This window comes from Pseudoalteromonas sp. MBR-15 (assembly GCF_053628915.1).
In genome coordinates this window covers 225,098-249,549 of sequence record NZ_JBRJHH010000005.1, presented here as the reverse complement: position 1 = coordinate 249,549, position 24,452 = coordinate 225,098, and the positions used below count along the sequence as shown (strand labels likewise).

Sequence of the window (24,452 nt, the reverse complement as noted above, 5' to 3'; positions counted from 1 at the left end):
TCACCCCATTACTGCTCAAAATGATTATTTCTTATATTGATTAAACCACGCGAGCGTGTATTCAATTTTAGAAATCATGCGTGATGGACGACCCGCAATACCATGCGGTGAACCCGGAACACGTATTAGCACAGTATCGACCTTGCGTAGTTTTAAAGCTTGATAGAATTGCTCCGATTCAGAAATCGGTGTACGGCGGTCTTCTTCGCCAGTCATGATCAGTGAAGGTGTTGTCACATTTCCCACTAAAGACAGAGGCGAGCGTTGCCAATAGTGTTCAACATTATCCCACGGCATTCCAGGGAATTGGTTACGAATTTGACCAATGTAGCTGTCGGCTGTTAGCGTTTTACTTAACCAGTTGATAACCGGTTTTGTGATAGCAGCCGCATTAAAGCGATTTGTTAAACCCACCGCATACGCCGTTGCAATGCCGCCTGCTGAACCACCAGCAATGAACAAGTTGTCTTTATCAATAAAGCCTTTTTCAATCATGGCGTCCACGGCGGTATTATGATCGGCAAAGTCTTCTTTTGAGCTGTATTTACCATCAAGAAGTAAGGCAAAGTCTTTACCGTAACTAGTTGAACCACGGTAATTTACATACACAACCACATAACCTTCAGCAGCATAGCGTTGCAGTTCGGCTGTAAAACTTGGGCCGTAGGCTAAATGAGGACCACCGTGAATTTCAACCATCAGTGGGTACTGTTTGCTTTCGTCAAAGTCGGGCGGTGTGATGTACCAGCCTTGAATTGCTTGACCATCAAATTGTGATTTCACATTCAGTTCGTGCACTTTGCCCAGTTTTTTGTGGCCTAAAACGTCTTCGTTTAATGAGGTTAACGTTTTGTTTTTGCCTTTGTACAAGTAACCTAAATCAGCAGGACGGTATTCACTGCCGGTCGTGTAGGCAATGGCACCATTGCGTGCCATGCTAAAGCTACCACTGACATACGGGCGACCTATTGAGGTGCCTGAGACCGTGTCGGTTAAATCGGTGACTTTACCGCGGCTTGATACTTTAGCAAGCTTGCGCTTACCGAAGTCATCATACTGAATAACAAAATCGCCATCACCAAACCATTTGAAGTCAGCCACTGAACGATCCAGCTTTTCTGTTAGGTGTTTTACTGACTTATCTTCTAAGTCAAGCACCGACAGTGTCGAGTTTATATAAGGCACGGGTGCGTTATCACGGGCAATGAAGGCCAGCTCGTCTGCATCTTTAGCGTAATGAGGGTTACTTTCACGACCAGGAAGGTCTGTTAATTGCGTAAGTTCACCCGTTTTTACATTTATTTCGTATAAATCAGATTCAGTGGTGCGGTACTCCCACTCGTCATGGCGGTCTGAAGAAAAGACGACTTTGGTATTGGTTGGATCCCATGCTAATGGACCGCGGTGTTGGTAATTGCCCGACGTTAATTGGCGGGGTGTGCCACCCGAAACAGGAATCACAAATACATGGCGATAAGCGGGTTCTAAGAAACCGGCACCGTCGGCTTGGTAACGCGCTTTTTCAATGACTTTGACCGGTTTTGACCAATCGGCACCTTTCGGTTTTTTTGGTAACTTAACCGATTTCGCAAACGCCGATTTACCTTCAGGAATGCTCATTGTAAAAGCAATGTGCTCAGCGTCATGTGACCACGTTAAGTCGCCTACTGATTTTGGTAATTGCGTTAACAGTGCTTGTTTGTCTTGTGCTAACCAGTAAACGTGTAATTGGTTTGAGCCACTTTTATTACTGGTGAACGCAATTTTTTGGCTGTCTGGCGACCACGTTGGCTGACTGTAATTGTGCTCATCAGAAAAAAGTGGAGTGTGTTGCCCTGATTTTAAATCGTAAAGCCAAAAGCTGCGTTTGTTACCATCTTTCATGATGTCGTAGCCACTTCGCACATAAACGATTTTTTTACCGTCAGGGCTTATTTGCGGGTCGCCCGCGTATTCAAGTTGGAAAATATCCTCAGAAACAAATTTGTCGTTCGCGTAAACCTGCGCTGTTGTTGCAGCACACAGCAAACTGGCCCCAATAATGATGTGTTTTTTTAATTGCATGTTAGCGTCTTTTTTTAGCCGTAAAATTTCATCCTAAAAGCTGACCATAAATCACGCAAGGACAATGAGATAAAGCAGCACTAACTGAAGTTGAAAAACGCATCCCAGCGTTTATCTAAGCGTTGTTTTGCTGTTTTTAAATCAACGGCAAGGTATTGACCCTTGTTTTCACTGACCAATTCAAGATTGACCAGTTTATTAATTGCATCGTCTATTTCAAAATCAACAGTGCAGTGGTGATTGTTGCTAAACCAAGTTTCAATGGTGTCATCGAGTTGCTTGGCAGTCATGGCTGCGTTTGCGTGCAGTAAAAAGGTGTAGGCTAGGAGTGCTTCTTTTACGTCTTCTTCTTCGGCCGCATCGACCAAGGTATGAAACACGCCTGCATTATTATCGAGGTTTTTAAAGTACAGGTTATCGGCTAAGGCTTTCATAAAGCGAATTTTACGGTTTTTAAATTTACTCCACTCTTTAAAGATAAAACTGCCGAACACCCCCATACCAATGGCAAAGGTGATAAAGTGCTGCTGGCTCATATGCACTTCTTCGCTGCGCCAGCCTCCCCAAAATGCAAGCATGGCAATTAACAGTAAAATTGATGCGCCAAGCTTAGTAACAAGCACCACCGCTCCCCCGATAAGGGCTGATGAGCCAATAATGAGTTTATCAATGGGGCGCATTTTTACTTCGCTGTTTGGAAACAGCATTTCTAAATCGGCTTTGGGGACGTTTTGAAACAATTTGACGATTGTTGAACTAGGCTCAAAACCCACCGGCATGCGGCCTTTATCGATAAAGTATTGTTGGTCTTTAAAGCGGATAAAAACCGCAACCCGATCGTAATTAGTAAACGATATATGCTTTTTTTTCAGCCCCCACCAGGTACGTAACGTTTCGGTTTTTTGTGATTCGCCTCTGCGATAAAACACCACTTCAGCGAAGTCATCAAACTCGACTTCTAAACGCACTTTAAACAAAGACTCTTCGGTTAATGCCTCTTGTAAGTCTTGAGTCGTGATGGTTTCAAAATTAGCGGCATTGAGCACTGTGGCAAAGTGCTTAGCAAATTCGTTTTGGTACTTTCTGCGCGCCTCTTCATTAATCGACGTGAGTGAGCGAGTGTCTGAGTTAGGATCAAATGGCGCATAGCTATTTTTTAATGACTCAAGCAAGCCGTGATACTGATAATGAATAACACTTTGCAATAAGCTGCAAAACTCTAGAAATGAGGCACGGTGTTGCGCATCTAAATAATCATTGCATAGGGTGATAATGTCGTGCTTTCGAAAGGGAATAAAACGTGCGTTAGTCATTACATTGGGTATGAGTCGTTAGTGATGGCACAGATAATAAGAAAATATCGGCTTGAATGCGACACATTATATCCTATGGTACTAATTTGGGTAATTTTATTACCCCTTATGTCTTGTTTTTAGATTAATTACTCCAGCCCAAATGCTGGTTTTTAGGTGAACAGAGTGTAATTTTCTGTACATCTATTTACCCTTTGATACTGTTTGTTCACTTGCTGTAAATTGTAGTTATGCCTATGAATGAGACGATGATTCCTCTTGAGGGGAGTGCTAATTCTGCTCCTGCCCCGATACTTTTGAAGCAATTATTTATTAGCTTCTTTATTGTAACTCTGTTGTGTATTGTGGTGGGTTATTTATCAATTTTTAATCGTCTAGAAGTCAATATTTATATAAATGGCGTACTCTCTGATGTGATTAATTTATTGATCCTAATTTTTATCTTTTCATTTGTACAAACGTCGGCGGTTGCTAAGTTAAGTTACTTATTTTTGAGCAGTGGGATCTATTTATGGAGTATTGGCTTAACCTTCGACTTTCTTGATGAGCTGGTTTATCAACCGGTATGGATTGGTATTTATATCGAAGACATGTTTAGAACAATTGGCATGTTAGTCACCAGCTTTGGGTTGTTTTTGGCTTTGTCAGACTTAGCAAAAGCGCACAAAAACTTAGCCGAAGAGCTTAAAACAGATGTACTCACCAAAGCCTATAACCGCCGCTATTTTTACCATTTTGTTCAGTTAAACCAAACCAAAACACACAGCTTAGTTATTATCGATATTGATCACTTTAAAGCAATTAATGATGAACACGGTCATGATGTGGGCGATCAAGTCTTGATCGACTTTGTTTATCAGTGCCGACAACAGCTTGATCCGAGTATTTTATTTGCCCGCATAGGGGGAGAAGAGTTTGCGCTTTATATTCCCACAGATGATCTAAATGTGGTGCAAACGATATGTGAGCAGTTATTAGGTTTAGCAAATAATGTGATGATTTCACCCGGTAAAACGCTCAGTGTCAGTGCGGGATCAGCGATAAAAAGAGCAACCGAAACCTTTAGCAGCACCATGAAACGAGCCGATCAGGCGTTGTATCAAGCTAAAAATCAAGGACGTAGCCGCTATATCCACGCACCGTAAGCGACGGTTAATCATTTTTGCTGTAACCTTAAAAGCAACACGATTGTTAAGGATAAATGATGGGTATAGCAAAAAAGCTTAAGCAAAAAACACGGCAGTTTGTTGATTCTAAACATATGCTGAGATCAATCACGATCGCCTCGTTTTTAGAATCGACTATTGTGCCCATACCTCTAGAAGCGGTGCTTGTGCCACTTATGCAAGCGCGCCGCGAAAAGTTGTGGTTAATTGCGCTGATGGCGACAGTCGGGTGTATTATCGGTGCTGTATTTGGCTATGCGTTAGGGTATTACTTATTTGATGTAGTTGGGGATTGGGTTATCAATACCTTTTCAAACCCTGAGCAATTCGAGCAAGTAAAACAAAAGATGCAAGGACAAGGATTTTGGTTTGTGTTGAGTCTTGGCATTATCCCCATTCCGTTTCAAATTGCGATGTTAGCCGCGGGGGCAACGAAGTTTTCGTTGGTGCTGTTTTTACTTGCGACCGTGATAGCACGCTCTATTCGATATTTTGGTTTAGCGCTTGTGGTGTATTACGCAGGTAATCATGCTGAACGCATTATTCAAAAGCATAAAACCAAAGCATTGGTAGGGCTGTCGATTATAGTGTTACTACTTTGGTGGTTAAGTACGCTGATTTAATTTATTTCGTGCCTATAAATTTAGTTATTCTGTCTATACTTAGCGGGTAATGGACGCTAATTATAGACAGGATATATCATGAATACCTTTGTGGCTGCGTTGCCCATTTTTTTACTCATATGGATGATGGTTAAGCGCAGTCCCGTGCCTTCTTATGTTGCACTTCCTGTGTCGGCATTGGCTGGTGTGCTGCTTCAGTTATTTTATTTTCAAGCCGATCCTCGTTTACTCCTCGCCAACTCCTTTATGGGCATGTTGTCGGTACTGACTCCTATTTCAATTATCGCCGGGGCAATTTTACTTAATCGAATGTTAGCGGTGTCGGGTGGTGAAACCACGATTAAGCATTGGTTAGAGTCGATTAGCGGTAATCACGTTGCGCAGTTAATGATTATAGGGTGGGCGTTTGCATTTATGCTCGAAGGCGCGTCGGGGTTTGGCACCCCCGCGGCAATTGCGGCACCTATTTTAGTCGGGCTTGGCTTTTCGCCTTTTAAAGTGATTGTGTTTACGCTTATTTTAAACTCGATTCCTGTGTCGTTTGGGGCTGTGGGAACGCCAACGTGGTTTGGTTTTTCGGCACTTTCGTTAAACGAGCAACAGGTGTTGGCTATCTCTCAGTGGACAGCGCTGTGTCATGTGGTTGCTGCTTTGGTGATACCCATGATTGCGCTGTGTTTAGTATTGCCTTTTCACACGATGCGCAAAAACAGCGTTTTTGTTTATTTAAGTGTGCTGTCATGTGTTTTACCTTATTGGTTGTTTGCGCAGTGGAATTACGAGTTTCCATCACTCATTGGCGGAGCAGTGGGGTTATTTGTGACTATATTTTTGGCAAAAAAGGGCATTGGACTGGTTAAGTCACAACAGCCCCCCGTCTCTAATAAGCCCATAGATGGCAAGGCGTTATTCTTGGCTTTTTTTCCGCTTGTGTTATTGATTTTGCTGCTTGTGCTGACGCGTATTCATCAGTTAGGTATTAAAGCACTTTTAAATGATGAAACCGTTTGGTTGAGTATTCATTTAGGATTTGCCCAATTTGAGCTCAGTAAAGCACTGATAATATCGTTGCATGAGCTGTTCGGTACAGCCGTTAGTTGGTCATATAAAACCTTGTTTGTGCCAGCACTGATCCCGTTTGTGTTGGTGGTATTGGTGAGTGTTCCGCTGCTTAAGATGAATAAAAAGCAGGTGTCGCACATGGTTCATGACACCTTAAGCCGAATTGCATTGCCTTGTGTGGCATTGATTGGCGCGTTAGTGATGGTGAATGTGTTAATGCAAGGGGGGCATAATGCGCCGATATTTTATATCGCCAATACGTTTGCTCATTTAACCGGTGAGCATTGGGTGTTATTTGCATCATATCTTGGTGCGCTAGGTACGTTTTTTTCGGGGTCTGCGACAGTTTCTAATCTTACTTTTGGGGGGATTCAATATGGTATTGCCCAACAGGTTGGGTTATCAGAAACCTTAGTGCTGGCTCTTCAATCGACAGGAGCGGCAATGGGCAACATGATTTGTATCAGCAACATTATTGCTGTGGCCAGTATTGTTGGGGTGAACAATCAAGAAGGCCCCGTGCTTAAAAAAACCTTTTTCCCTATGCTGATTTATGGGGCGCTGGTGGGCTGTTTTAGTTACCTGTTTTATCGCTAAGGTAATGCCACAGGTCGCCTAACTCAATAAAAAAGGTGTTGAGATAAGCCCAACACCTTAACGGAGTCACTTTAGCGGTTATTTCAGCGCTTTTTTCACTTCACGCCAGTCAATAATCTTAAAGTTTTGCGGTGCTTGTGGCATACGGTTATAGCCATCTTGCACAATTAACACTCCTTCAGGATAGCCCGGCAGTGGGGTTGCTGTGACCGTTAATCCGTCGGTTTCTGAAACGCCGTCAATGGCACGTTCAAGGTTATTACTAATTGCGAATTTACCAGCAAATTCAAGGCTTGGCACGTTGCCGTCGATGATTTTATACAGCACATAGCTGTTATCTCCTTGACTAGACACGACTAAATAACGCGTATCTGTGGCGTGATAAATTTCCATGCCTTCTATGTCATCAACCAACATGTCGTTGATTGTTTGTAACATCACGGGCTGTGTGCCTGCTGTTGGTTCAGCGCCAATAAACCAAATACCTTCGTCTTCTTCACCTAAAAAGAGTTCACCGGTTTTATCATCCGCGCTGCAACCCTCTGGTTGGCTCGGTACATTAAATTCTCGCACCAGCTTGGCATTAACTGAGGTGGCGTTACCGATTAATTTGTACTGTTGAAATAGCCCCGATTTATCATTCATGAACACGTAGTTACCCGTGGATGATGAATACATACACATACCGTAAATCTCAGTCAGTGTGGTGGGCAATTCGGCTAAGTGTTGCACCTTGTTTTGTGTATCAACGGTATACACACTGATACTGTTATGAGTGCGGTTACTGCCGGTGATCCACGTATGGGCTGGGTTATCAATGCTATTATTCTGGCGTACATCAACGTTATTTAAACGGCCCGTTTCTAATGCTTGAAGCTCATTCCCTGCAAGGTTATACACCATTAAACCGCGGCGTTTATCAGTGCCAAGAATTAAGCTATGCGCTTTATCATGTGTGTTGATCCATATTGCAGGATCGTCAGCGGCGTCTCCAAAAGCTCGCACAGCATCTGTTTGCGCTTGTGCGGTAATGTAAGTGACCGCCTGTTTGGTAGGTTTTACCTGTTCTTGATACGGCGTGTTGATGAAGCCTTTTACATAATGCCCCGATTCATCATCGTAAAAAACAATATCAGCTTTGGTGTTGTTAAAGTGGACCGCTGCTGATTCGAGTGCTAAGTCACCTGTAAATTGCCAGCTGCTGAAGCGTTTATCTTTGCTCTCATAGCGATGTAGCGTGTTATCTTCAGTGGTTGTAAACCACAGGCTGCCATCGCTTGTCGTGCTTAAGCCGCCAATCTCAGGAACCAAGTTGCCAAATGGGGCCATAAGTGCGACAGGCGTTTTATCTGCGCGCGACTCGGCATCGGCATTAATTCGCCAAATACCCACTTCTCCCTCACTTAAGTAAAGGGTTTTATTGTGATCGTCGACCGCACAGCCAGATGTGTCACTTATTCCTGCAAATTCACGTAATTCAAGGTTTAAAGGGTGATTGTTTTTGACATCATAAACCAAGGTTTCGCGAATAAGGCCGCGCGCATCACTCACAAACGCCGACACCGCGAGTGTGGTAGAGTTTGAAAATAAACACACCGCTTCGGGTTTCGCTTTTGGTGGCGTAATTCTGCTTAACGTTTTTAATTGCCATTGGGCATCTTTTTGAAGTTTAAATATAACGGCTTGGTCTGTTTCATTGTCAATACTTGCGACAAGGTAGTGGCCGTTATCAAGCGCCTTCACCGACAAGGTTTCAAAGTTACCGCTTTGTAAAGTATGGCTGTTGCCCATTTCATCAATGAGTTGTAACCCTTGGCTTTCTGAGCTTATTAACCATGTGTTATTGGTGAGTGCTGCTGCTTGTGAACCTTGTACATTTTCAGTGGGTCCAAATGCGCGAACCTGATTAGCACTGTCGACAGGGGCGTTCGTTTGGCTACAAGCCGCCACTGTACTGAGCAAAATAGCACTGGCGATAAGGTTAAATGATTGTGTGATATTCATGTGATTTCCCAAGATAAAACAAGGCAGCAATGAGCTGCCTTAAAACGGTCTATTAAAATTAAAATGCGTAACGCAGCATTAATTGAATAACAGGCCCTGCTTCTTCAGACTCCAGCTCATACTCGTCAAAGTCACGGTTGACTTGATCATCAAGCGTATCGAATTTGTTGAACGTTTCGTCTTTGCTTGCATCGAGCAAATTTGAGCCGACTAATCGTAGGGTGATGTCTTGCCAGCGTTTTTCTACGAATACCTCAAGGTCGGCTCCGTAGTGTGTTGTTACTTCTTCACCCACTATGCGGCCATACGCATCGCCTTGTTTACGGTATGTGGCACCAAATGAAGCGCCCAGATCTGGTAAGTCTTGAATAAAGCCAACGTTAAATACGTAGTCAGATTGGTCATTAAACTTACGTGAACCAAAATTGTCATTAACGTCAGAGTCAAGCCATGAATAGTTAAAGAAAATCCCTGTATTAGGCATACTTAAGGCTGTTAAAGGTGTTGATAAATCAAGCTCAATCCCTTTTACATTACCATCACCGGTGTTGCGCGGTTGCAAAATATAGGTGCCTTCGCCTTCAGAACCTTGTTGGCTGGTATTGGCAATTTCAATTAAGTCACTTACATCACGGTAGAACACGTTAACACCCACTACACCGCTTTTACCTAACCGGTATTCGTAGCCAAGATCCATCCCCCACGATGATTCGGGTTGTAGGTCTGGATTACCTAAAAAGTCGTTATCACCCAGCTCTTTTTCAAGCAGAGCAGGGGTAATGTAGTCAAAATCTGGGCGACGTAAGCTACGAGCCACAGAGGCGCTAACACGGCCGTTTTCAGAAACGTTGTAGCGTAAGTGGGCCGATGGTAAGAAAAAATCGTAATCATTCTTCGCCGTCACATCATTGACATTATCCGTGATGGTTGAGTCGGTTGTTTCGTAGCGTACCCCCATTTCCCACGAGAAATCTTGGTCTTCGTGTTTGATGAGTGCGAATACATCTAGACGGTCTTCTTTAAGCTTATTTACACCCCCCGCGGCGGCTTCAAATTCATTGTTAAAGCCGGCAAGCGACAGTGGGTTTTGACTAAATTGATCCCAACTTGCAAAACTTTGCTCATTTTCATCTTCTGCTTGATAAACCGCTGTATCACGCTCTTTACCTTGCACAAATGCACCAAACTGAATGGTTTTATTTTCACCAGCAAATAGGCTATGTTGCCATTGCAGTGACCACTCTTTATCGTCGATATCAACGGTTTCTTCCTCTTCTTCGAACACCATTGGGAGTTCTGAGGTATCAATTTCGACCTCTTGCTCGTAGACCGACTCTTCGAAGCGGGCATAACCTACTTTAAATTTACTGGTGCCACCAAATAGCGGTAACTCGTACGCAGAGTTAATGTTGTAGTTAGTTTGATCAATGAAAGACACATTGGCGTTATCGGTTTCGAGATTCCCGCCTTCTACAATTGCGTTACTTGTTGCTGTTGGGTCATCGTATTCAAATGAGCGTTCATCTTCAGTCCGGTCGGTATCAACCCAAATGGCACTGATGTCAAACTTGCTGCCATTATCAAAGGCAATTTCGTAACTGGCATTCAGTGACGTGTCGTCGCCATCGCGAATATCAGATTGATCTTCGCGGTTATCAAATTCTTCAGTTTTGTAATTTTCGTTGTTTTCAGGGCTGTCGCCATACCGCAAGCTAGATTTTTGTTTTGGGTTATAGCGTCCTTGTAAGTTTGCGCCAAGTAACAAACGCCCACCGGCAAATTCAGTACCGTACACACCTGCAAAGCTTTCTTTTAATTCGCCGTCGTCGTAACGCAGGCCGCCAGCACGAATATAACCACCGTCTAAGCTGTAGCCATCACGCAGAACAATATTAAGGGTTCCTGCAATTGCATCGGCAGAACGATTAGCACTCGAAGCGCGAATGATTTCTACACGCTCGATCAGTTCAGCAGGAATGCGGTCAACAAAGAATGAGCGATCAGCGCCTGCCCCTGGTACTTCTTCACCATTAATAAGTACTTTAGTGTAAGCAGGGCTCAAGCCACGCATACGGGCGCCATCTGACTCTAATACGTCAGATAAAAATGTCACACTAGGAACACGTTTTAAAGCATCACCAGCGGTAAGTGGCTCAAAACGTTGAAAATACTCTTGTGAGTATTCAAGGGTTGGGGCCAGCTCTTGTGAACGGTTGCGATAACCTATTTCACCATACACAACGAGCTCTTCTGATACTTTTACTTTCTTTTCATTGTTGGTGTCTGACTCTTGTGCAAAGGCACCGAATTGACATAAGGCGAGGGCGCTTACAAGTGCCTTCGTTTTAAACTGTTTCATGGATTTGCTCCTACTTGTCCTTGGTTTGGTGAGCAAAGTACCCAGCTTAAATGACGCAAATGTGACAGAAAACCGCTGGCAGCCTTTAAAAACAAGCTATTAGAGGCGTTTATAAAGCATTTTGAGCTGTAATCACCCCGCTTAATCAAGGTAAATACAGCGATTAAAGTCATCAAAAAGGGGGGAGTGTCGTTTTGCTGTCACATCATTGAGCTAATATGACCCTGCTGCTAAAAATGCGAACGGGTTAGCATGGCAGCACGATTCATAGTTAGGTGTCTTTCATGCGATTTAATCCTTTTATTCATCATCGGTTTTTAACAAATGCGGTTATAGCGCTATTTGTGAGCGCTTTTATCCTCAGTGCATATGACGGAGAGCGAAAAGCGCTGGCCGACATATCATGGCTGGATATTGTCGGCGAGGGCGGCATTGTGATGATGACGCTAACATGGATATTTGCACTGCTCATTTCGAGACCCCCCGGAAAAGTCACCTGCTTTTTAGTGTTAGGGCTTGGTCTTTTTATGTTTTCGGCCTCGCTGGACTTATTTGATGAATGGTTACATCAGCCAACGAATACGTGGCTAAGTCTGATTGAGTCTTTACCTGCCCCCATAGGTATGGTTTTCACAAGCCTAGGTTTGTATCAATGGCACCAAGAGCAGTTTGTGCTTAATCGTCAGTTAAAGCGCCGTGAAGCAATGCACCGTGAGCATGAATTAGTGTGCTCAATTACTGGGCTTTATAAAGCCGATTACTTACAAACGGTGTTAAAAGAGCAGTTGAATGAGTCGCAGCCGTTGCAACTTGCGGCCATTGATATTCGTGGATTTGCCGATTTTAATGCCGAGTTTGGTTTTATCGAAGGTGACAGGTTACTGCGAGAAGTCAGTGAGCTTATGATAATGAATTGTCGTCTTACTGATGTGGTGTGTCGCTATGCGGGTGATTGTTTTATGGTGCTAATGCCAAACACCACCGCGTTACAAGGCAAAGAGCTGGTGGCACAAATATCTTCGGCACTGAGTCACTGCGCATTTAAGGTTGAGGGCGAAAAACACGCGAAGTTTCAGCATGCAACCGTTGCGTTAGTGGGCAGTGAGCAAGGAGATACAGCGCACTGTTTGAGCGCGCGTTTACACGCCGCATTACAACAACAAAAACAACACAGAGTCAGCCATTGTGAAGCAGTATCTTAATCAAGATGATAAGTATTTAACCGCGCAAGGTCTGATTACGACTCTGGTAGAGCTTGCTCTAAGTCGCGGTATTGGTTTACATAAATTACTCAGAGGCACAGGGGTATTTGAGCAAGACTTAATGAGTGTACAGCATCAGTTTAGTCTCTCTCAGCAATTGCGTTTATTGATGCAGTTTAAGCTGTTAATGAAATCGGCCGACAGTGGCTTTTTGTTAGGTAGTCAACTTGCTAATGACACCTCGGTTGTGGCGCAAGGTGTTTTGCAAAGTTTGAGCATTGGTCAAGCTCTTAAGCAACTAAACGCCTTGCGTATGCAACTTGCACCGCTGTTATTTAGCCACAGTTATGTGCATAACGAGCAGTATTATATTGAGTTGCAAAATGCTGTGGGTCTTGATGATGAAATGAGCCAATATGTGCTCGAAATTTACAGTGCTGCATTTTATCAAACGCTTAAAAAAGTGGCTGGCGAGCGGGTGCCTTGTCAGTTTGATTTCGCTTATAAACGGGCAAGGCACAGCCAAGAGTATGAGCAACATTTAGGGCTAAACGTTGCGTTTGAACAGCCCATTACTCGCTGGGTATTAAGCAAACAAGCATTAAGGCTTACAAACCCTACCTTTAGTAGTTTTCGCTTTTCACAAGTTAACTCTCAATTGGCAACATTAAACACAGCAAACAGCACCTTTGTTGAAGCGGTGAGCAGAGTCATTTATCAAAACCCAGCGCTTAATTTAGAACAAGTCGCAAGCCAGTTTGCTATGAGCTCAGCGACATTTAAGCGAAAGTTAAAAGCTCACGGTGTACGTTTTTCAGCGTTGTATGAAGAACAAAGTAAACGCAAAGCCATATACTTACTGGCTATGCGTGAACAATGTAATGAGCAGGTCGCAATGCGCTTATCGTTTTATGATATTGCTAATTTCAGGCGCGCGTTTAAGCGCTGGACTGGACTTACCCCAAGTCAGTTGAAGGTATAAGCCGGTATTTCGTTATAAAGATTAATAAGGTATACAGCGAAAAGTTAATGCACATGACTGAGATGATACAAGGAAAAATAAATCAATGATGGGGCAGTTATTTTAATAAAGCTGCGTTAGACTGTTGTTATTGATGTATTTAACCGAGCTCTTAGATGATTGAGTATCCTGTTGATCAACTTCCACAACTCATTGATGAGTTGCTTCAGTGTGACACCACAACGCGAAAAAATAAGTTACTTGCCGACGCCAAAGAAAAACTGTCGACAGAACATCTCTCGCTGCTGTTTGAAGCATTACCCAAAGAACAACGATTAGAAATTTGGCAACTGCTTGACGAAGACACACAGCATGAAATCTTCATTAATTTGGGGGGAGACAGCTGTCGGTGGTTATTACAAAGTTTAGACGAAGCGCAAGGGTTTAAATTACTTGATGAAGTGAGCGTAGAAGAGCTACTCGAACTTGAAGAAATTATTCCAGAGCGTTTTGTTGATTATGCGCGTCGCCAGCTTGATGAAGTACAAACAAAGCGTTACGAACTTGCTCAGCAGTATAACCCTGAGCAACTAGGACACTGGTTAGACTTTGATGCGTTAAAAGTGTCAGAAAAGCAGACGGTGGCGGGCGCTCGTAAAATTTTGCAAAAAGGCTTGCCGCAATACACTGAAGTAATTTATTTGGTAAGTCGTAAAGGCACATTGATTGGTGAAGTCCCTGTAAATGCCTTATTTAAAGCCAATGATGCCGATACCTTATTAGAGCATGCGAACCTAGATATCTCAGCATTACATGCTGATGATGACTTATATGAAGCGGCAGAGGTGGTGATCCACAGTGAAAAAATGGCGATGCCAGTGGTGAATGCCGATAATAAGTTGTTAGGGCGTCTAGCGGTGTCATCGGCCTATGAATTACGCCAAGAAGTGACCGACGAAGCCGCTGCGAAAGCGGGTGGTCTACGTGAAGACGAGGACCTGTTCTCAAGTGTCACTAAATCAGCGAAAAACCGCGGTATTTGGTTAGGCATTAACTTAGCGACTGCATTTTTAGCATCTTGGTTTATTGGTTTGTTTGGTGCCACCATTGAGCAAGTCGTGGCACTTGCGGTATTGATGCCAGTGGTTGCGTCGATGGGAGGCATTGCAGGTAGCCAAACATTGACCGTGATTGTGCGCGGTTTAGCGCTTGGACAGGTTACCGACTCTAACCGCAGAGCTTTATTGCAAAAGGAGCTTAGGGTAGGGGCATTAAATGGCTGTGTATGGGCATTGGTGATTGGTGTACTCACTTATTTTTGGTTTAACGACGGGATGTTAAGTGTGACTATCACTATTGCTATTTTACTTAATTTAGTGGCTGCCTCGCTGTCTGGCGTTGTGATCCCGTCTATTCTAGATAAGCTTAAAATTGATCCTGCATTGTCTGGTTCTGTAATTTTAACCACGGTGACAGATATTGTTGGTTTTGTGACCTTTCTCGGGTTAGGAAGCCTGTTGCTACTATAAATCACAGTGAAGCCAATAGTTCTTCATACTTATTGGCTTCTATTTAACGGTATCAGTGGATACGTTGTTTACTTATCTTGTGTAAAACTAAAAATTGATACTAATAATTTTTGTATATAAAACGGATGCTTAGGGTTAGAGCAGTCTACAATAATACGCAATTTAGCTAATTGGTATAATAAACACGCGATTGCACGTTAAAATTATCAAACACGTCAAAAAGAACTGTCATAAAGTATTACTTTTTGTTATTTTTTGGTTGTGTTCTCACTGAGATGTTAGTGAATGAAGAAAACGTTAACCTTATTGTTAGGCTTCGGCTGTTTTTATGCGGCCGCGTCTGAAAATTTTAGCGATCACGAGGTATATTGCGCTCAGCAGTCGCAGGTAAGCTGCTTAGACTTCATTGAGCAGCAATTAGCCAGTGCGCAGCTTTATTCTGATAAATGGTATGAGATAAAGTCATACCAATTTGATTATTATTACGACAAACTGGCTTATCAAACGTTAAAAGACAGTACCGAACCTTTTATTGAAAAATCCGATTTACCCATCGTATTTCAAGTTCAAGTGTATTTTTACTATGCTAAATCAATGCACTATTTAGGTGACTATGAAACAGGCCGTAAATACGCAACGAAAGCCTTTGATAAACTGCAAGCCATTTATGACTCGTTTGGTAACCCTATGCGTATGGTCGAATTGGCTAACTTACAGCATGTCTTTGGCAACAAAGAAACTGCTTTGCATATTCTTGATAGAGCTGAGCGTCGTTTTGGTAAAAGTAAAGATCCTATTTTTCATTTTGAGTTGGCGTCAAACAAAGCAAATGTGTTCCATTCGTTAGGCGATATTGAGCGCGCTTTGGTTAGTCGGGTTTCTGCGGTTGAATGGATTTTGAAAACTGACCATAGCCGAAAAATATCAGTGGCAATGGGGAATCTAGCCCGCACTCATCAATTATTGTCACAATACGATAAAGCAAATCACTTTTATGTCGAGTCGCTAAACTACATGGACGCGAAGTCAGACCGACTTGTAATAGCAATCTATAAACTTCGTTTGGCACAAATTCACTGGCAAGCGGGTAACCGAGCTCAAGCTGCACATTGGTTTAAGCAAGTGCATAAAGAAGACATTCGCCCATCTCATGCCAAACTTTATACACAGCTCAAAACGCAGCTTTAGGCTTTATATAGTGTAAAAACACCCCGGTTTTTCAGTTTCACCCGGCGCTAAAATTTGCAAATGGGTCGTCTCATTTTGCTCCATCATTGGTTTCATAGCCTCATCAAATAACGTGGCAGCTTTTTCCATGTGCTTAGCTTGTTCATCTAACGCTTTGAAATCGGCATCATGCGAGGCGATTAATTCATCAAGCTGTTTAGTTAGTTTATCTTGTTCTTTTAACAGACTTTTATTTATTCTAAGGTGGTTTTCATCTTCGACCACAGCTTTTTTTGTAATCGCTTCTATTTGCTGTGAATAGGCCGTGACTTGCTCTTCCATGTCGCTTAGTGGCAACTCCAGTGATTCAAGCTTTTCTTGTTCACGTTTTAATTGTTGATAGGCGGCAATTTGCTCGTTGTTTAACGTGCCTTCATGAACTTTTTTACAGTCTTTAAACGTGATAACACGGTAGTTGTTATCGTCAATAGTCGTGCTTGCGCTTGAAAGGCCAATACAGGCTGTGGTGGCTGCGGCTAATAGAGCTGATGTCGTAATGCGTACTAAATTCATGATGCTGTCCTAATGGGTTAAGTTATTAAGTTAGTCGCAGCAGGTCTGAAAAAAGTTGGTTACAAGCGAGATATTTTTACTCGCGGGCTTTACTTACAAAGTAGGACGCGGTGCCAGCCTAAGCCAGCACCGCTTATTTTTAGAAGCTATAGGTGATGTTTCCGTAGATAAAACGGCCATCTAAGCTATAAGGTGTGAATGCACTGTAGGTGAAAATTTGATTAAAGTCGCTGTAGCCTATATTGCTAACAGTATCTTGTGGATACTGATCAAATAAGTTGTTTGCGCCAACAGCAAATTTCCACTGTTCAGATGGGCGGTACGCGACTTCTAAGTCCGTGATCCATTTTGCATCAATGACTTCATCACCTTCTGGTGTGCTTGATGTATCCACAACTTCACCATAACGCGTAGCACGTAATGTTGTTTGAAAGTTTTCAAAGTCCCAGGTTGCCGACAAGTTCCACTTATCTGCTGGCGTACCATCTTCAAAGCGGGTGATTTCACGGCGTGCAAAGTACTCGTAGCTGTCACCAAGCGCTTCCAGCTCAGTGGGGTTTTCTTTGACATGAGTCACTTCAGTATCATTAAAGTTAACAGCCGCACTTAAGCGTAAATCGCCGTAGCTTTCTAAGCCTAATGAATAGGTTGCAACAATATCAACACCTTGCGTACGTGAATCAATGGCATTGGTAAAGTAGCGAACACTTTGAGTATTAACTTCGCCTGCTTCGGCTAAAATAGCTTCTACTTCTGGGCCGCTTAAGTTTTCAGACAAGACGATACGGTCATCAATGTCAATGCGATACGCATCAAGTGTTAAACTAAAACCGCCTTGCGTAAAGATAAAGCCTGCAGTCATGTTGACTGATTCTTCTGCATCAAGGTCACGAGCACCCAGTGCTTTTGCGGCAGGTTCATCAACAGGGAACAAACCAACTTCACTTGGAATACCATTTTCAAACACTGTGCTTACCGATTTGTAAGACGTTTGTGCAAGTGATGGTGCTCTAAATCCTGTGCTGATTGCACCGCGTAGCGACAGTGATTCATTAATGCTGTAACGCGAAGCCAGTTTCGATGTAAAGGTACTGCCAAAGTCACTGTAATCTTCAAAGCGACCCGCAAGAACCACATTCCAGTCGGTTGTTAGGTACGTATCAAACTCAGCAAATACCGCGACATTATGGCGGCTCTTGTCGGTGGCACTTTCTGGTGAAAAGCCCGCTAAAACTTGTGCGCCACCCGCCGCAACAGGGTTGCCTTCTTCATCAAGTACAGTGATGTAAGAGGCTTTTTCACCTGCTTTGATTTGGTAGTTTTCGTGGCGATACTCTGCGCCAATTGTCACAAATACATCGTCGGGTAAACCTAAATCAAGGGTATTGCTGGCATCCATGTTAACGAGGTATTGCTCGTAGACAAGCGCACCGTTATCAAACTCAGTTGGGCTATTTACACCCATTGAGGTGTTCAAGCTATTGCTTACCCCTAACGCAAAGTCATTACGACCATAATTGCTGCTTATATCCCATGCCCAGTCATTGGTTTCGCCGTTAAGGCCAATAGCAAATGAGTAGTCATCTACATCGGTATCAATTTCTGGTAAGAAACCGTCTGGGTAAACCTCAGTTAAGTTACGAGAGTCTTTGGCACGACGATAAAAACCCGCTGAGTTACCTTTACGGTTTGAGTAACTGGCAAATGAGTAAAGTGATAGCGAGTTATCAAACTCGTAACCTAGGTTATAAAACACAGCAATATCTTCGATATCAGCTTTACCAAAACGGTGGTTATAACGGTCAAAGTCGAATTCACGTGGGTCTAGGTTACCGTTTACATCGCGGCTATATTGCTCACGCTGGTCAATACCTGAGCGGTTGGTTGGCTCGTTATTACGTGATTCAATTGAAATATTAATAAAGCCATTATCTGCAAATGAAAAACCCGCATTAGCGCTTGCGGTGCGTGAAATACCATCGTTTAATTTACGGTCAGCGCCTTTTGCAAAGCTTAAGTTGCCTTCGCTGTCTGTGCCTGTGCTTAATAACTGTGGCGAGCCTGCCATTTGCGTGTCGTACTCACCATAGGTGTAGCTTACACTACCGCCTTCATCGGCATCTTTTAGTACAATGTTAATTACACCAGCAATGGCATCGGAGCCATACTGTGCCGCTGCGCCATCACGCAGTACTTCTACGCGCTTAATCGCAGAGGTAGGAATATTATTTAAATCAACTGCCGTTGAACCACGACCCACTGTGCCACCTAAATTTAATAGCGCACCTGCATGACGGCGTTTGCCGTTAACAAGTACTAAGGTGTGATCAGGAGCGAGGCCACGTAATACAGCAGGTTTAGCGTGGTCTGTACCATCAGCAAGGGTCGCACTTGGGTAGTTGAAGCTTGGTAATTGAGAGGCAAGTACTTGGCTAATTTCAAGCTGACCTGTGCTTGCTAAGTCGCGGCTTGTTAATAAATCAACCGGTACTGTACTTTCAGACAGGCTACGTAAACTACGACGTGTGCCCGTCACTGAAATAACTTCAATGTCTTTTGCTGTATTTTCAGCAGGTTGCTCAGCAGCGATTGCAGTCACTGATGCAGCAAGCGTACTTGCAATTGCAAGTTGCAAAGGTAATTTGTTGAATAATGCCATTGTTGATTCCCATCTGACTTATCTATTTTAGCGCAGTGTAAAATGCAAAGTGGGAACAAACAAATAATATTAAAGTATAGTATATGCGTAACTAATACGACTTGTTAACTAGATTTTTAGTTTGTTAATTAAGTGTTTATAGGCTCGTGCTAATTTTATTTCTGCCTTCTGTCTTTGCACGATATAACGCGGTGTCGGCTGCACAAATTAGCGCTTCTGATGTGCGATATTGATTATTATATTCACATGCAATACCTTGGCTTACACTTATTCTAAAGTCGCTCGGTAAACCAATGTCGGTAAATAGCGTATTATTTATTTTAATTTGAATATGTTTAGCGATGGCCTCTGCGGTGTCTTTTTGGCAGCGAGGTAATATAATGGCGAATTCTTCGCCACCATAACGCGCAGCTAAACAATCGCGAGAAGGCAATGATTCGGCAATTATACTCGCGACTTTTTGTAAGCATTTATCGCCTTTAACATGACCGAATCGGTCATTAAATAATTTAAAATAATCAATGTCGATTAATATAGTACTAATCGCTTGATTAGTTTGTACGCTTTCTTGCCAATGTTTTTTTAATGACTCTTCTAATGTAAGGCGGTTTGCAAGACCGGTTAAATGGTCAGTGGTGGCTTGTTTAACTAAGCGATTATATTGCTCTTTGTGTGATGATAAATCATGTAATACACAAATAAATAAGTTTTCTGCAATAGCTATATTTTTTGGCAAGCTTGAAATACATAAATCCGCTTCAAGGGTTTTACTATCGGCACGGTTAATTTTAACTTCGTTTGGCCCAAGGCTAATGGGCGAGTCTTTATGATCTAACCAACTGAGTAGGGTATACATGTATTTGTCACGGTCGGTGTCGTGTAGGTAATGTAACAGGTTTTGACCGATTAACGCTTCTTGGTTATCACCTAAAAGTTGTGCCGCCATCGGGTTTGCAAATTCAAATGTGCCTTGACCATTAATGATAAACACTCCCTCAGGAATGTTCTGAAACATTTGTGCAATTAGTGCAAGTTGCTCTGAATTGATGGACTGCGCAAGTGCATTTTTCGCTTCTGATTTAGCAGTGCTTGGTTGTTCATTTTTGTTAGTAGACACGTTCGTTTCCTTTTTGCTGATGCAAACGATTTTGGTGTCTATAAAGTTACTTAAAAAAGTGCAAATTAACCTTTCGGTAATCTTCTGGTTTTAATTGCTTGTTTTTAAATGTAAAAAAGCTCCTTGAAAGGAGCTTTTTATGAAGTTTTTTTAGTTTTAGTCTTCATTTTTTATTTGCGGGTCGGCACTTTCATAGCTTGTGCCATTGTACTCAACGATGAAAATCATACACGCAGTACCGTTATTTTCATCAGTATCGGCTATTTCAATTGTTTGGCCATCATTAGTGACTTTAAAGCTAAAGTCTTGCTCGCAATCACCTTCAAGGTTTGCAAATTTAGCACCTGTAAACTGAAAGCCCGCTTCAGATGTTGCGTCATCAAGTGTATAAATACCTAGGCTGTTTCTTTCGTTGACAGTACCGCCACCAGAAACTTGCTGACCGTTTTGGAAGTATGTAAATACAGCTTCATTTTCAGTGTTAAGTGTAACATTCACTGTAAAGTTGTAAGTTTGACTTTCGCTCATTGTTATTACCTTCTAGTTGTTTTTTATAGATCAAAGTTAGTAATACCTAACTCTATTAGTTTACTTTTAATTGTGTTGACTTCACTTTCTTTATTCAAACATGTGTAAGCTTGTATAAGGGGGTGAGTTATTCTTATGCTTTTACTGCGGTAGTGGTTTTCATTTATTGAATTAATGATATCTCGGCAAATAGAACTTTTAACTAGTTTATCTTTTGATAGTTTTGCTTTTATTAAACTTACTTTTATAAAATCAATGTTACTTTCTATTTTTTCTTTATTACTTTCTCTTTCCTTATAGTCAGTATTATTTTCAAGTTTTAGTAAGAGGCTCTCTGCTTGGGAGAAGTTTTTTACGTTTATTAAGTAATTTATAATATTTAATTGGATTTCAATAATTTGAGATTTTTCAAAGCCATTGCTATCAGTGTAGTTAACTATTTCATCGATGTTTGTTTTACTTTCTTCTGATAGCATTAATTGAAATGAAAGAGCCCTGTAATATTTGCGTTTGAAATTTTCATTTTCAGGATCTTGTAAACGTGCTTTGTTTATTGCAAACAATGCTTTTTCTACTTTCCTATAAGCATCTTGTTTATCTGGAAAGTAACTTAAAAGATAGCTTTGTTGCATATAAATATTAAAAATGTCGCTAAGAAGACTGGCATCATCAGGTCTTATTTTTAGGACAGAATCTAATTGATTAATAGCTTGCTCAAGCATGGTCAATGCTTCGCTTAAATTTCCTAGCCTTTCTTCTGTGCTTGCAATCCAGCTAATGGTGTCTGTTTTATCGCGTAATAAATTTTTGTTATTAGGTTTAAGCTCAAGGGCTTGGTTTTTAAGTTTTAAAGACTCAGTAAAGCTTTGTTTTGCAAGTGCGTAATTAAACTGTTTTAAATACAGCGAGCCAAGTGAATTGTGTGAATAAGATAGCTCTACAATCGAGTTAAAGTCATTGGGTGCTAATGTGTACATTTTTTCACTGTACTCTTGGTAGCGTTTTAGCCAAGGCTCGGCGGCATTGTAGTCACTGCTATAAAAGTTTAATTGCCCAAGCCAGAAGGCATTGGCCCCTGCAAGCATTAAAACATCTAGGTTATTAGGTTGAACTTTTAGTAAAGATTCTAGGCGCGTTCGTGCATTTTCAAAGGCGGTGAAGGCCTCGTCGGTTTTGCCGCGAGAGTAGGCGACTTCGCCCATGGCCTCTAAGGTTTGAGCGTATTGAAAGCGGTTATTAAACTGAGCTTGTTTATCGCTAAAGTCAAACAACGAGGCAGCTTCTTCGTCTTGATTGGAAAAATATTCAAGAGCCTTATTGCTAATACCATCCAGTAAATCCATACGCTTAACGCTTCTGAGTTTGTCGGCAAATTCACCGACCATAAAACCCAATAAACTCTCAGCTTCTTGGCGTTTTTGTTTTGCTACTTGCTCTGCATGGTAGCTGCGCACGCTCATAAATGTAGCAATAAAGGTTAAGCAAACAAGTGCAGCCACCGTTATTTGTAACACGCGTTTTTTACGTTTCGCTTTATTGCTAGAAGCTTTAATTAACGCTTGTTCGTCGCTTGATAAGCTAAACATAGGGTTTTTAACTAGGCTGTGTGCTTCTTGCAGCGGTTTGCCTTGGGCTAGTAGAAAGTCGGTGTGTTTTTGTTCAAGCAACCAACGCTCGGTAGCTAGTTGCACGCGGCTTTTTATCGCTAAGCTTTGTTGATGCACAGCTACCCAGTCGATAGCGCGCTGCCAATGGCGCAGCAGCGCTTCGTGGGCAAGGCTAAAACAGGCTTGTTCATTTTTAAGGTGCGATACAAACAAACGGCTATCGACCATAGCCTGAACAAGCTTGGTTGCAGCAGGGCAGGTTAATTCGCTCCAACGCGCAGCGCGGCTGGTGAGTGTTTCGCCATCTGGGTTTAAGGTGATCAGTTTAGAAAGTACTGCGGCAAGTTCAGTTTGTTGGTCTTTGGGTAATTGGCAAAATACCTGTTCGGCTTTTTGGCCGATGGCTCCTTCGATGGTGCCAAGCGCTTGGTATTCAGAAAACAATAATTCGTTGTCTGGGCTGCGCTGCAAGTAAAGTTGCTGCAAGGTGTATTGCAGCATTGGCAATGCATCTGGGTTATTGGCAGTATCGTTACAAAGTTGTTCATCAAGCGGTGTGTGATGCTCTGGGTGATGTTGCCAACTTAAGCCTGCTGCCAGTGCTGGCAAACGGATCATTTGCTTAAGCTCAGAACGCGTTGGCGCTAATAAATCAAAGTGTGCGCCATTGGCTTTACCTGCCATTAAACTTGGTTGGCTCACTACTTGCGGGTAAAAGTCATTACGACAGGCACTAAAAATGATCATGCAGCCACTTGTCGCTAAGCATTCTATGAGTTTTAAAAACTGACTGCGTTCGTCGTCGCTAAACACCGGTGATGACAATAGCACTTCGAGCCGGTCGATAAATAAAAATAAATAGGGCGTAGTGTGCTCTGTATTTAGCGTTGCAAGGGCTACTTTACAGCGGGTAATAACCTGTTCTGGATCTGTTAATAACAATTCAGCCAGTGTATCGGCGCTTATATCGCGAAGTACAGGTGCGTCGTTTATTTCTAAATCGAGCAAGGTTGAGGCTAAATCAAGCAGTAAGCGCTCTTTGCTGACATCGGCAAAGTCGAGTTGGCAGTAACTGTGTACTCTAATGCCATCGTAGCCATTACTCGACATTAAAGCGGGCAATACACCTGCGTTAACTAACGACGATTTACCTGAACCACTGGCGCCTAAAATTAAGCAAAATGCGCGACCAAACTCAATTTGAGCTGACACTCGCTGTAACAAGGTGGCAATTTGTTTGTTACGGCCAAAAAACACATCGGCTTGCTCAGGTGCAAACGCACTTAAGCCAACAAAAGGTGAGTCACCTTGCCAACTGGTTTGGCTGGCTTTTTGTTCTTCGTTGAGCACAAAGTTGATTTCGGCAATAACGCGGTAACCGCGTTTACGAATGGTCTCGATGTAATGCGGGTTACTGGCTTTATCGTCAAATGCTTTGCGTAGCTGCGTGATGACTTTATGTAGCGGGTTATCGCCAAGCGCTACATTTGGCCAACAGTGATTGATAATTTCATCGCTGGTTAACAGTTCACCTTGTTTTTCGCATAGCAGCAATAATACATCCATTGCTTTTGGCTCGATGTGTTTTACTTGCTCGCCACGTCGTATTGAATTTGTGCTGGGGGTAACTTGCCACTCACCAACGAAAAACAGCGCCGTACTCATAGTGTTATCTTCTTTTTATTAAAATTAATCGCCTGGACCGATTTTGTTCATGCCACGCACACTCTTGATTAATACTATATTATGAGATTGACGGCAAGTGCGTTGCCTTTTTTGAAACAAAAAAGTCAACATATCGAGTGTATATACGTTTTTATAAAGTGTATTTAACGTAAGAATCGAAGAGGTATTTCGGGATCAATAAAAAGAGAGTAGCAAGTTGAAGGAGGCGTTTTAACGCCGAATGGTAAGCCATTCT

At 42.4% G+C, this 24,452-nt stretch carries 16 protein-coding genes; 7 read left to right on the top strand and 9 right to left on the bottom strand.

All coding sequences use genetic code 11. From position 1 onward, the window contains the following. Window positions 1–24 precede the first annotated feature (24 nt). Entirely contained in the window at window positions 25–2,064 is a 2,040-nt protein-coding gene (locus ACSSVW_RS09215) for a prolyl oligopeptidase family serine peptidase (protein ID WP_454179194.1), read from the bottom strand. A gap of 80 nt (window positions 2,065–2,144) precedes the next feature. Then, window positions 2,145–3,377, bottom strand: a complete 1,233-nt coding sequence (locus ACSSVW_RS09210; protein WP_036966811.1) for a TMEM143 family protein — start codon at window positions 3,375–3,377, stop codon at window positions 2,145–2,147. A 236-nt stretch (window positions 3,378–3,613) separates the two neighbouring features. Between ACSSVW_RS09210 and ACSSVW_RS09205 the strand changes: the two genes are divergently transcribed. The 3 genes from ACSSVW_RS09205 to ACSSVW_RS09195 all read left to right on the top strand — a co-directional run bounded on the left by ACSSVW_RS09205 (window position 3,614) and on the right by ACSSVW_RS09195 (window position 6,825). Next, window positions 3,614–4,522, top strand: a complete 909-nt coding sequence (locus ACSSVW_RS09205; protein WP_162898042.1) for a GGDEF domain-containing protein — start codon at window positions 3,614–3,616, stop codon at window positions 4,520–4,522. Window positions 4,523–4,581: 59 nt separating this feature from the next. Continuing rightward, window positions 4,582–5,166, top strand: a complete 585-nt coding sequence (locus tag ACSSVW_RS09200) for a YqaA family protein (RefSeq protein ID WP_454179221.1) — start codon at window positions 4,582–4,584, stop codon at window positions 5,164–5,166. Window positions 5,167–5,244: 78 nt separating this feature from the next. After that, on the top strand, window positions 5,245–6,825 hold the full coding sequence (locus tag ACSSVW_RS09195) for an L-lactate permease (RefSeq protein ID WP_454179193.1): 1,581 nt from the start codon (window positions 5,245–5,247) through the stop codon (window positions 6,823–6,825). A 78-nt stretch (window positions 6,826–6,903) separates the two neighbouring features. Here ACSSVW_RS09195 and ACSSVW_RS09190 read toward each other — a convergent pair whose 3' ends face one another. Then, window positions 6,904–8,829, bottom strand: a complete 1,926-nt coding sequence (locus ACSSVW_RS09190; RefSeq protein ID WP_454179192.1) for a phytase — start codon at window positions 8,827–8,829, stop codon at window positions 6,904–6,906. 58 nt (window positions 8,830–8,887) lie between these two features. Then, window positions 8,888–11,188: a TonB-dependent receptor plug domain-containing protein gene (locus tag ACSSVW_RS09185; RefSeq protein WP_454179191.1), complete on the bottom strand. Its 2,301-nt coding sequence runs from the start codon at window positions 11,186–11,188 to the stop codon at window positions 8,888–8,890. Window positions 11,189–11,472: 284 nt separating this feature from the next. Here ACSSVW_RS09185 and ACSSVW_RS09180 point away from each other — a divergent pair, with 284 nt between their 5' ends. The 4 genes from ACSSVW_RS09180 to ACSSVW_RS09165 all read left to right on the top strand — a co-directional run bounded on the left by ACSSVW_RS09180 (window position 11,473) and on the right by ACSSVW_RS09165 (window position 16,068). Continuing rightward, window positions 11,473–12,390 (top strand): GGDEF domain-containing protein, encoded by a 918-nt coding sequence (locus ACSSVW_RS09180; RefSeq protein WP_036966826.1) that lies wholly within the window; start codon window positions 11,473–11,475, stop codon window positions 12,388–12,390. After that, window positions 12,374–13,372 (top strand): helix-turn-helix transcriptional regulator, encoded by a 999-nt coding sequence (locus ACSSVW_RS09175; RefSeq protein ID WP_118844492.1) that lies wholly within the window; start codon window positions 12,374–12,376, stop codon window positions 13,370–13,372. The genes ACSSVW_RS09180 and ACSSVW_RS09175 overlap by 17 nt, the downstream gene beginning before the upstream one ends. 155 nt (window positions 13,373–13,527) lie before the next feature. Continuing rightward, a complete protein-coding gene (locus tag ACSSVW_RS09170) occupies window positions 13,528–14,880 on the top strand; it encodes a magnesium transporter (protein WP_421418622.1) in 1,353 nt (450 codons plus the stop codon). A gap of 285 nt (window positions 14,881–15,165) precedes the next feature. Next, on the top strand, window positions 15,166–16,068 hold the full coding sequence (locus ACSSVW_RS09165; protein ID WP_075593761.1) for a tetratricopeptide repeat protein: 903 nt from the start codon (window positions 15,166–15,168) through the stop codon (window positions 16,066–16,068). 3 nt (window positions 16,069–16,071) lie between these two features. Here the strand turns inward: ACSSVW_RS09165 and ACSSVW_RS09160 are convergent, their stop codons facing one another. From ACSSVW_RS09160 to ACSSVW_RS09140, 5 genes are all read right to left on the bottom strand, one after another. Then, window positions 16,072–16,620, bottom strand: coding sequence for a hypothetical protein (locus ACSSVW_RS09160; RefSeq protein ID WP_421418619.1), 549 nt, complete (start codon window positions 16,618–16,620; stop codon window positions 16,072–16,074). A gap of 139 nt (window positions 16,621–16,759) precedes the next feature. Beyond that, window positions 16,760–19,279, bottom strand: a complete 2,520-nt coding sequence (locus ACSSVW_RS09155; protein WP_454179190.1) for a TonB-dependent receptor plug domain-containing protein — start codon at window positions 19,277–19,279, stop codon at window positions 16,760–16,762. A 136-nt stretch (window positions 19,280–19,415) separates the two neighbouring features. Beyond that, on the bottom strand, window positions 19,416–20,396 hold the full coding sequence (locus ACSSVW_RS09150; protein ID WP_454179189.1) for a diguanylate cyclase: 981 nt from the start codon (window positions 20,394–20,396) through the stop codon (window positions 19,416–19,418). Window positions 20,397–20,552: 156 nt separating this feature from the next. Then, window positions 20,553–20,924 carry a DP-EP family protein gene (locus ACSSVW_RS09145; RefSeq protein WP_454179188.1) on the bottom strand — a complete coding sequence of 124 codons (372 nt, stop codon included), beginning with the start codon at window positions 20,922–20,924 and terminating at the stop codon, window positions 20,553–20,555. Window positions 20,925–20,947: 23 nt separating this feature from the next. Beyond that, window positions 20,948–24,196: an nSTAND1 domain-containing NTPase gene (locus ACSSVW_RS09140; RefSeq protein ID WP_454179187.1), complete on the bottom strand. Its 3,249-nt coding sequence runs from the start codon at window positions 24,194–24,196 to the stop codon at window positions 20,948–20,950. Window positions 24,197–24,452 lie beyond the last annotated feature (256 nt).

What these genes read in the sequence shown, in the direction of transcription:
- ACSSVW_RS09140 (WP_454179187.1), bottom strand. Translation starts at nt 24,196, where the DNA reads ATGAGTACGGCGCTGTTTTTCGTTGGTGAGTGGCAAGTTACCCCCAGC.
- ACSSVW_RS09170 (WP_421418622.1), top strand. Translation starts at nt 13,528, where the DNA reads ATGATTGAGTATCCTGTTGATCAACTTCCACAACTCATTGATGAGTTG.
- ACSSVW_RS09210 (WP_036966811.1), bottom strand. Translation starts at nt 3,377, where the DNA reads ATGACTAACGCACGTTTTATTCCCTTTCGAAAGCACGACATTATCACC.
- ACSSVW_RS09155 (WP_454179190.1), bottom strand. Translation starts at nt 19,279, where the DNA reads ATGGCATTATTCAACAAATTACCTTTGCAACTTGCAATTGCAAGTACG.
- ACSSVW_RS09165 (WP_075593761.1), top strand. Translation starts at nt 15,166, where the DNA reads ATGAAGAAAACGTTAACCTTATTGTTAGGCTTCGGCTGTTTTTATGCG.
- ACSSVW_RS09190 (WP_454179192.1), bottom strand. Translation starts at nt 8,829, where the DNA reads ATGAATATCACACAATCATTTAACCTTATCGCCAGTGCTATTTTGCTC.
- ACSSVW_RS09145 (WP_454179188.1), bottom strand. Translation starts at nt 20,924, where the DNA reads ATGAGCGAAAGTCAAACTTACAACTTTACAGTGAATGTTACACTTAAC.
- ACSSVW_RS09180 (WP_036966826.1), top strand. Translation starts at nt 11,473, where the DNA reads ATGCGATTTAATCCTTTTATTCATCATCGGTTTTTAACAAATGCGGTT.
- ACSSVW_RS09205 (WP_162898042.1), top strand. Translation starts at nt 3,614, where the DNA reads ATGAATGAGACGATGATTCCTCTTGAGGGGAGTGCTAATTCTGCTCCT.
- ACSSVW_RS09195 (WP_454179193.1), top strand. Translation starts at nt 5,245, where the DNA reads ATGAATACCTTTGTGGCTGCGTTGCCCATTTTTTTACTCATATGGATG.
- ACSSVW_RS09160 (WP_421418619.1), bottom strand. Translation starts at nt 16,620, where the DNA reads ATGAATTTAGTACGCATTACGACATCAGCTCTATTAGCCGCAGCCACC.
- ACSSVW_RS09200 (WP_454179221.1), top strand. Translation starts at nt 4,582, where the DNA reads ATGGGTATAGCAAAAAAGCTTAAGCAAAAAACACGGCAGTTTGTTGAT.
- ACSSVW_RS09215 (WP_454179194.1), bottom strand. Translation starts at nt 2,064, where the DNA reads ATGCAATTAAAAAAACACATCATTATTGGGGCCAGTTTGCTGTGTGCT.
- ACSSVW_RS09185 (WP_454179191.1), bottom strand. Translation starts at nt 11,188, where the DNA reads ATGAAACAGTTTAAAACGAAGGCACTTGTAAGCGCCCTCGCCTTATGT.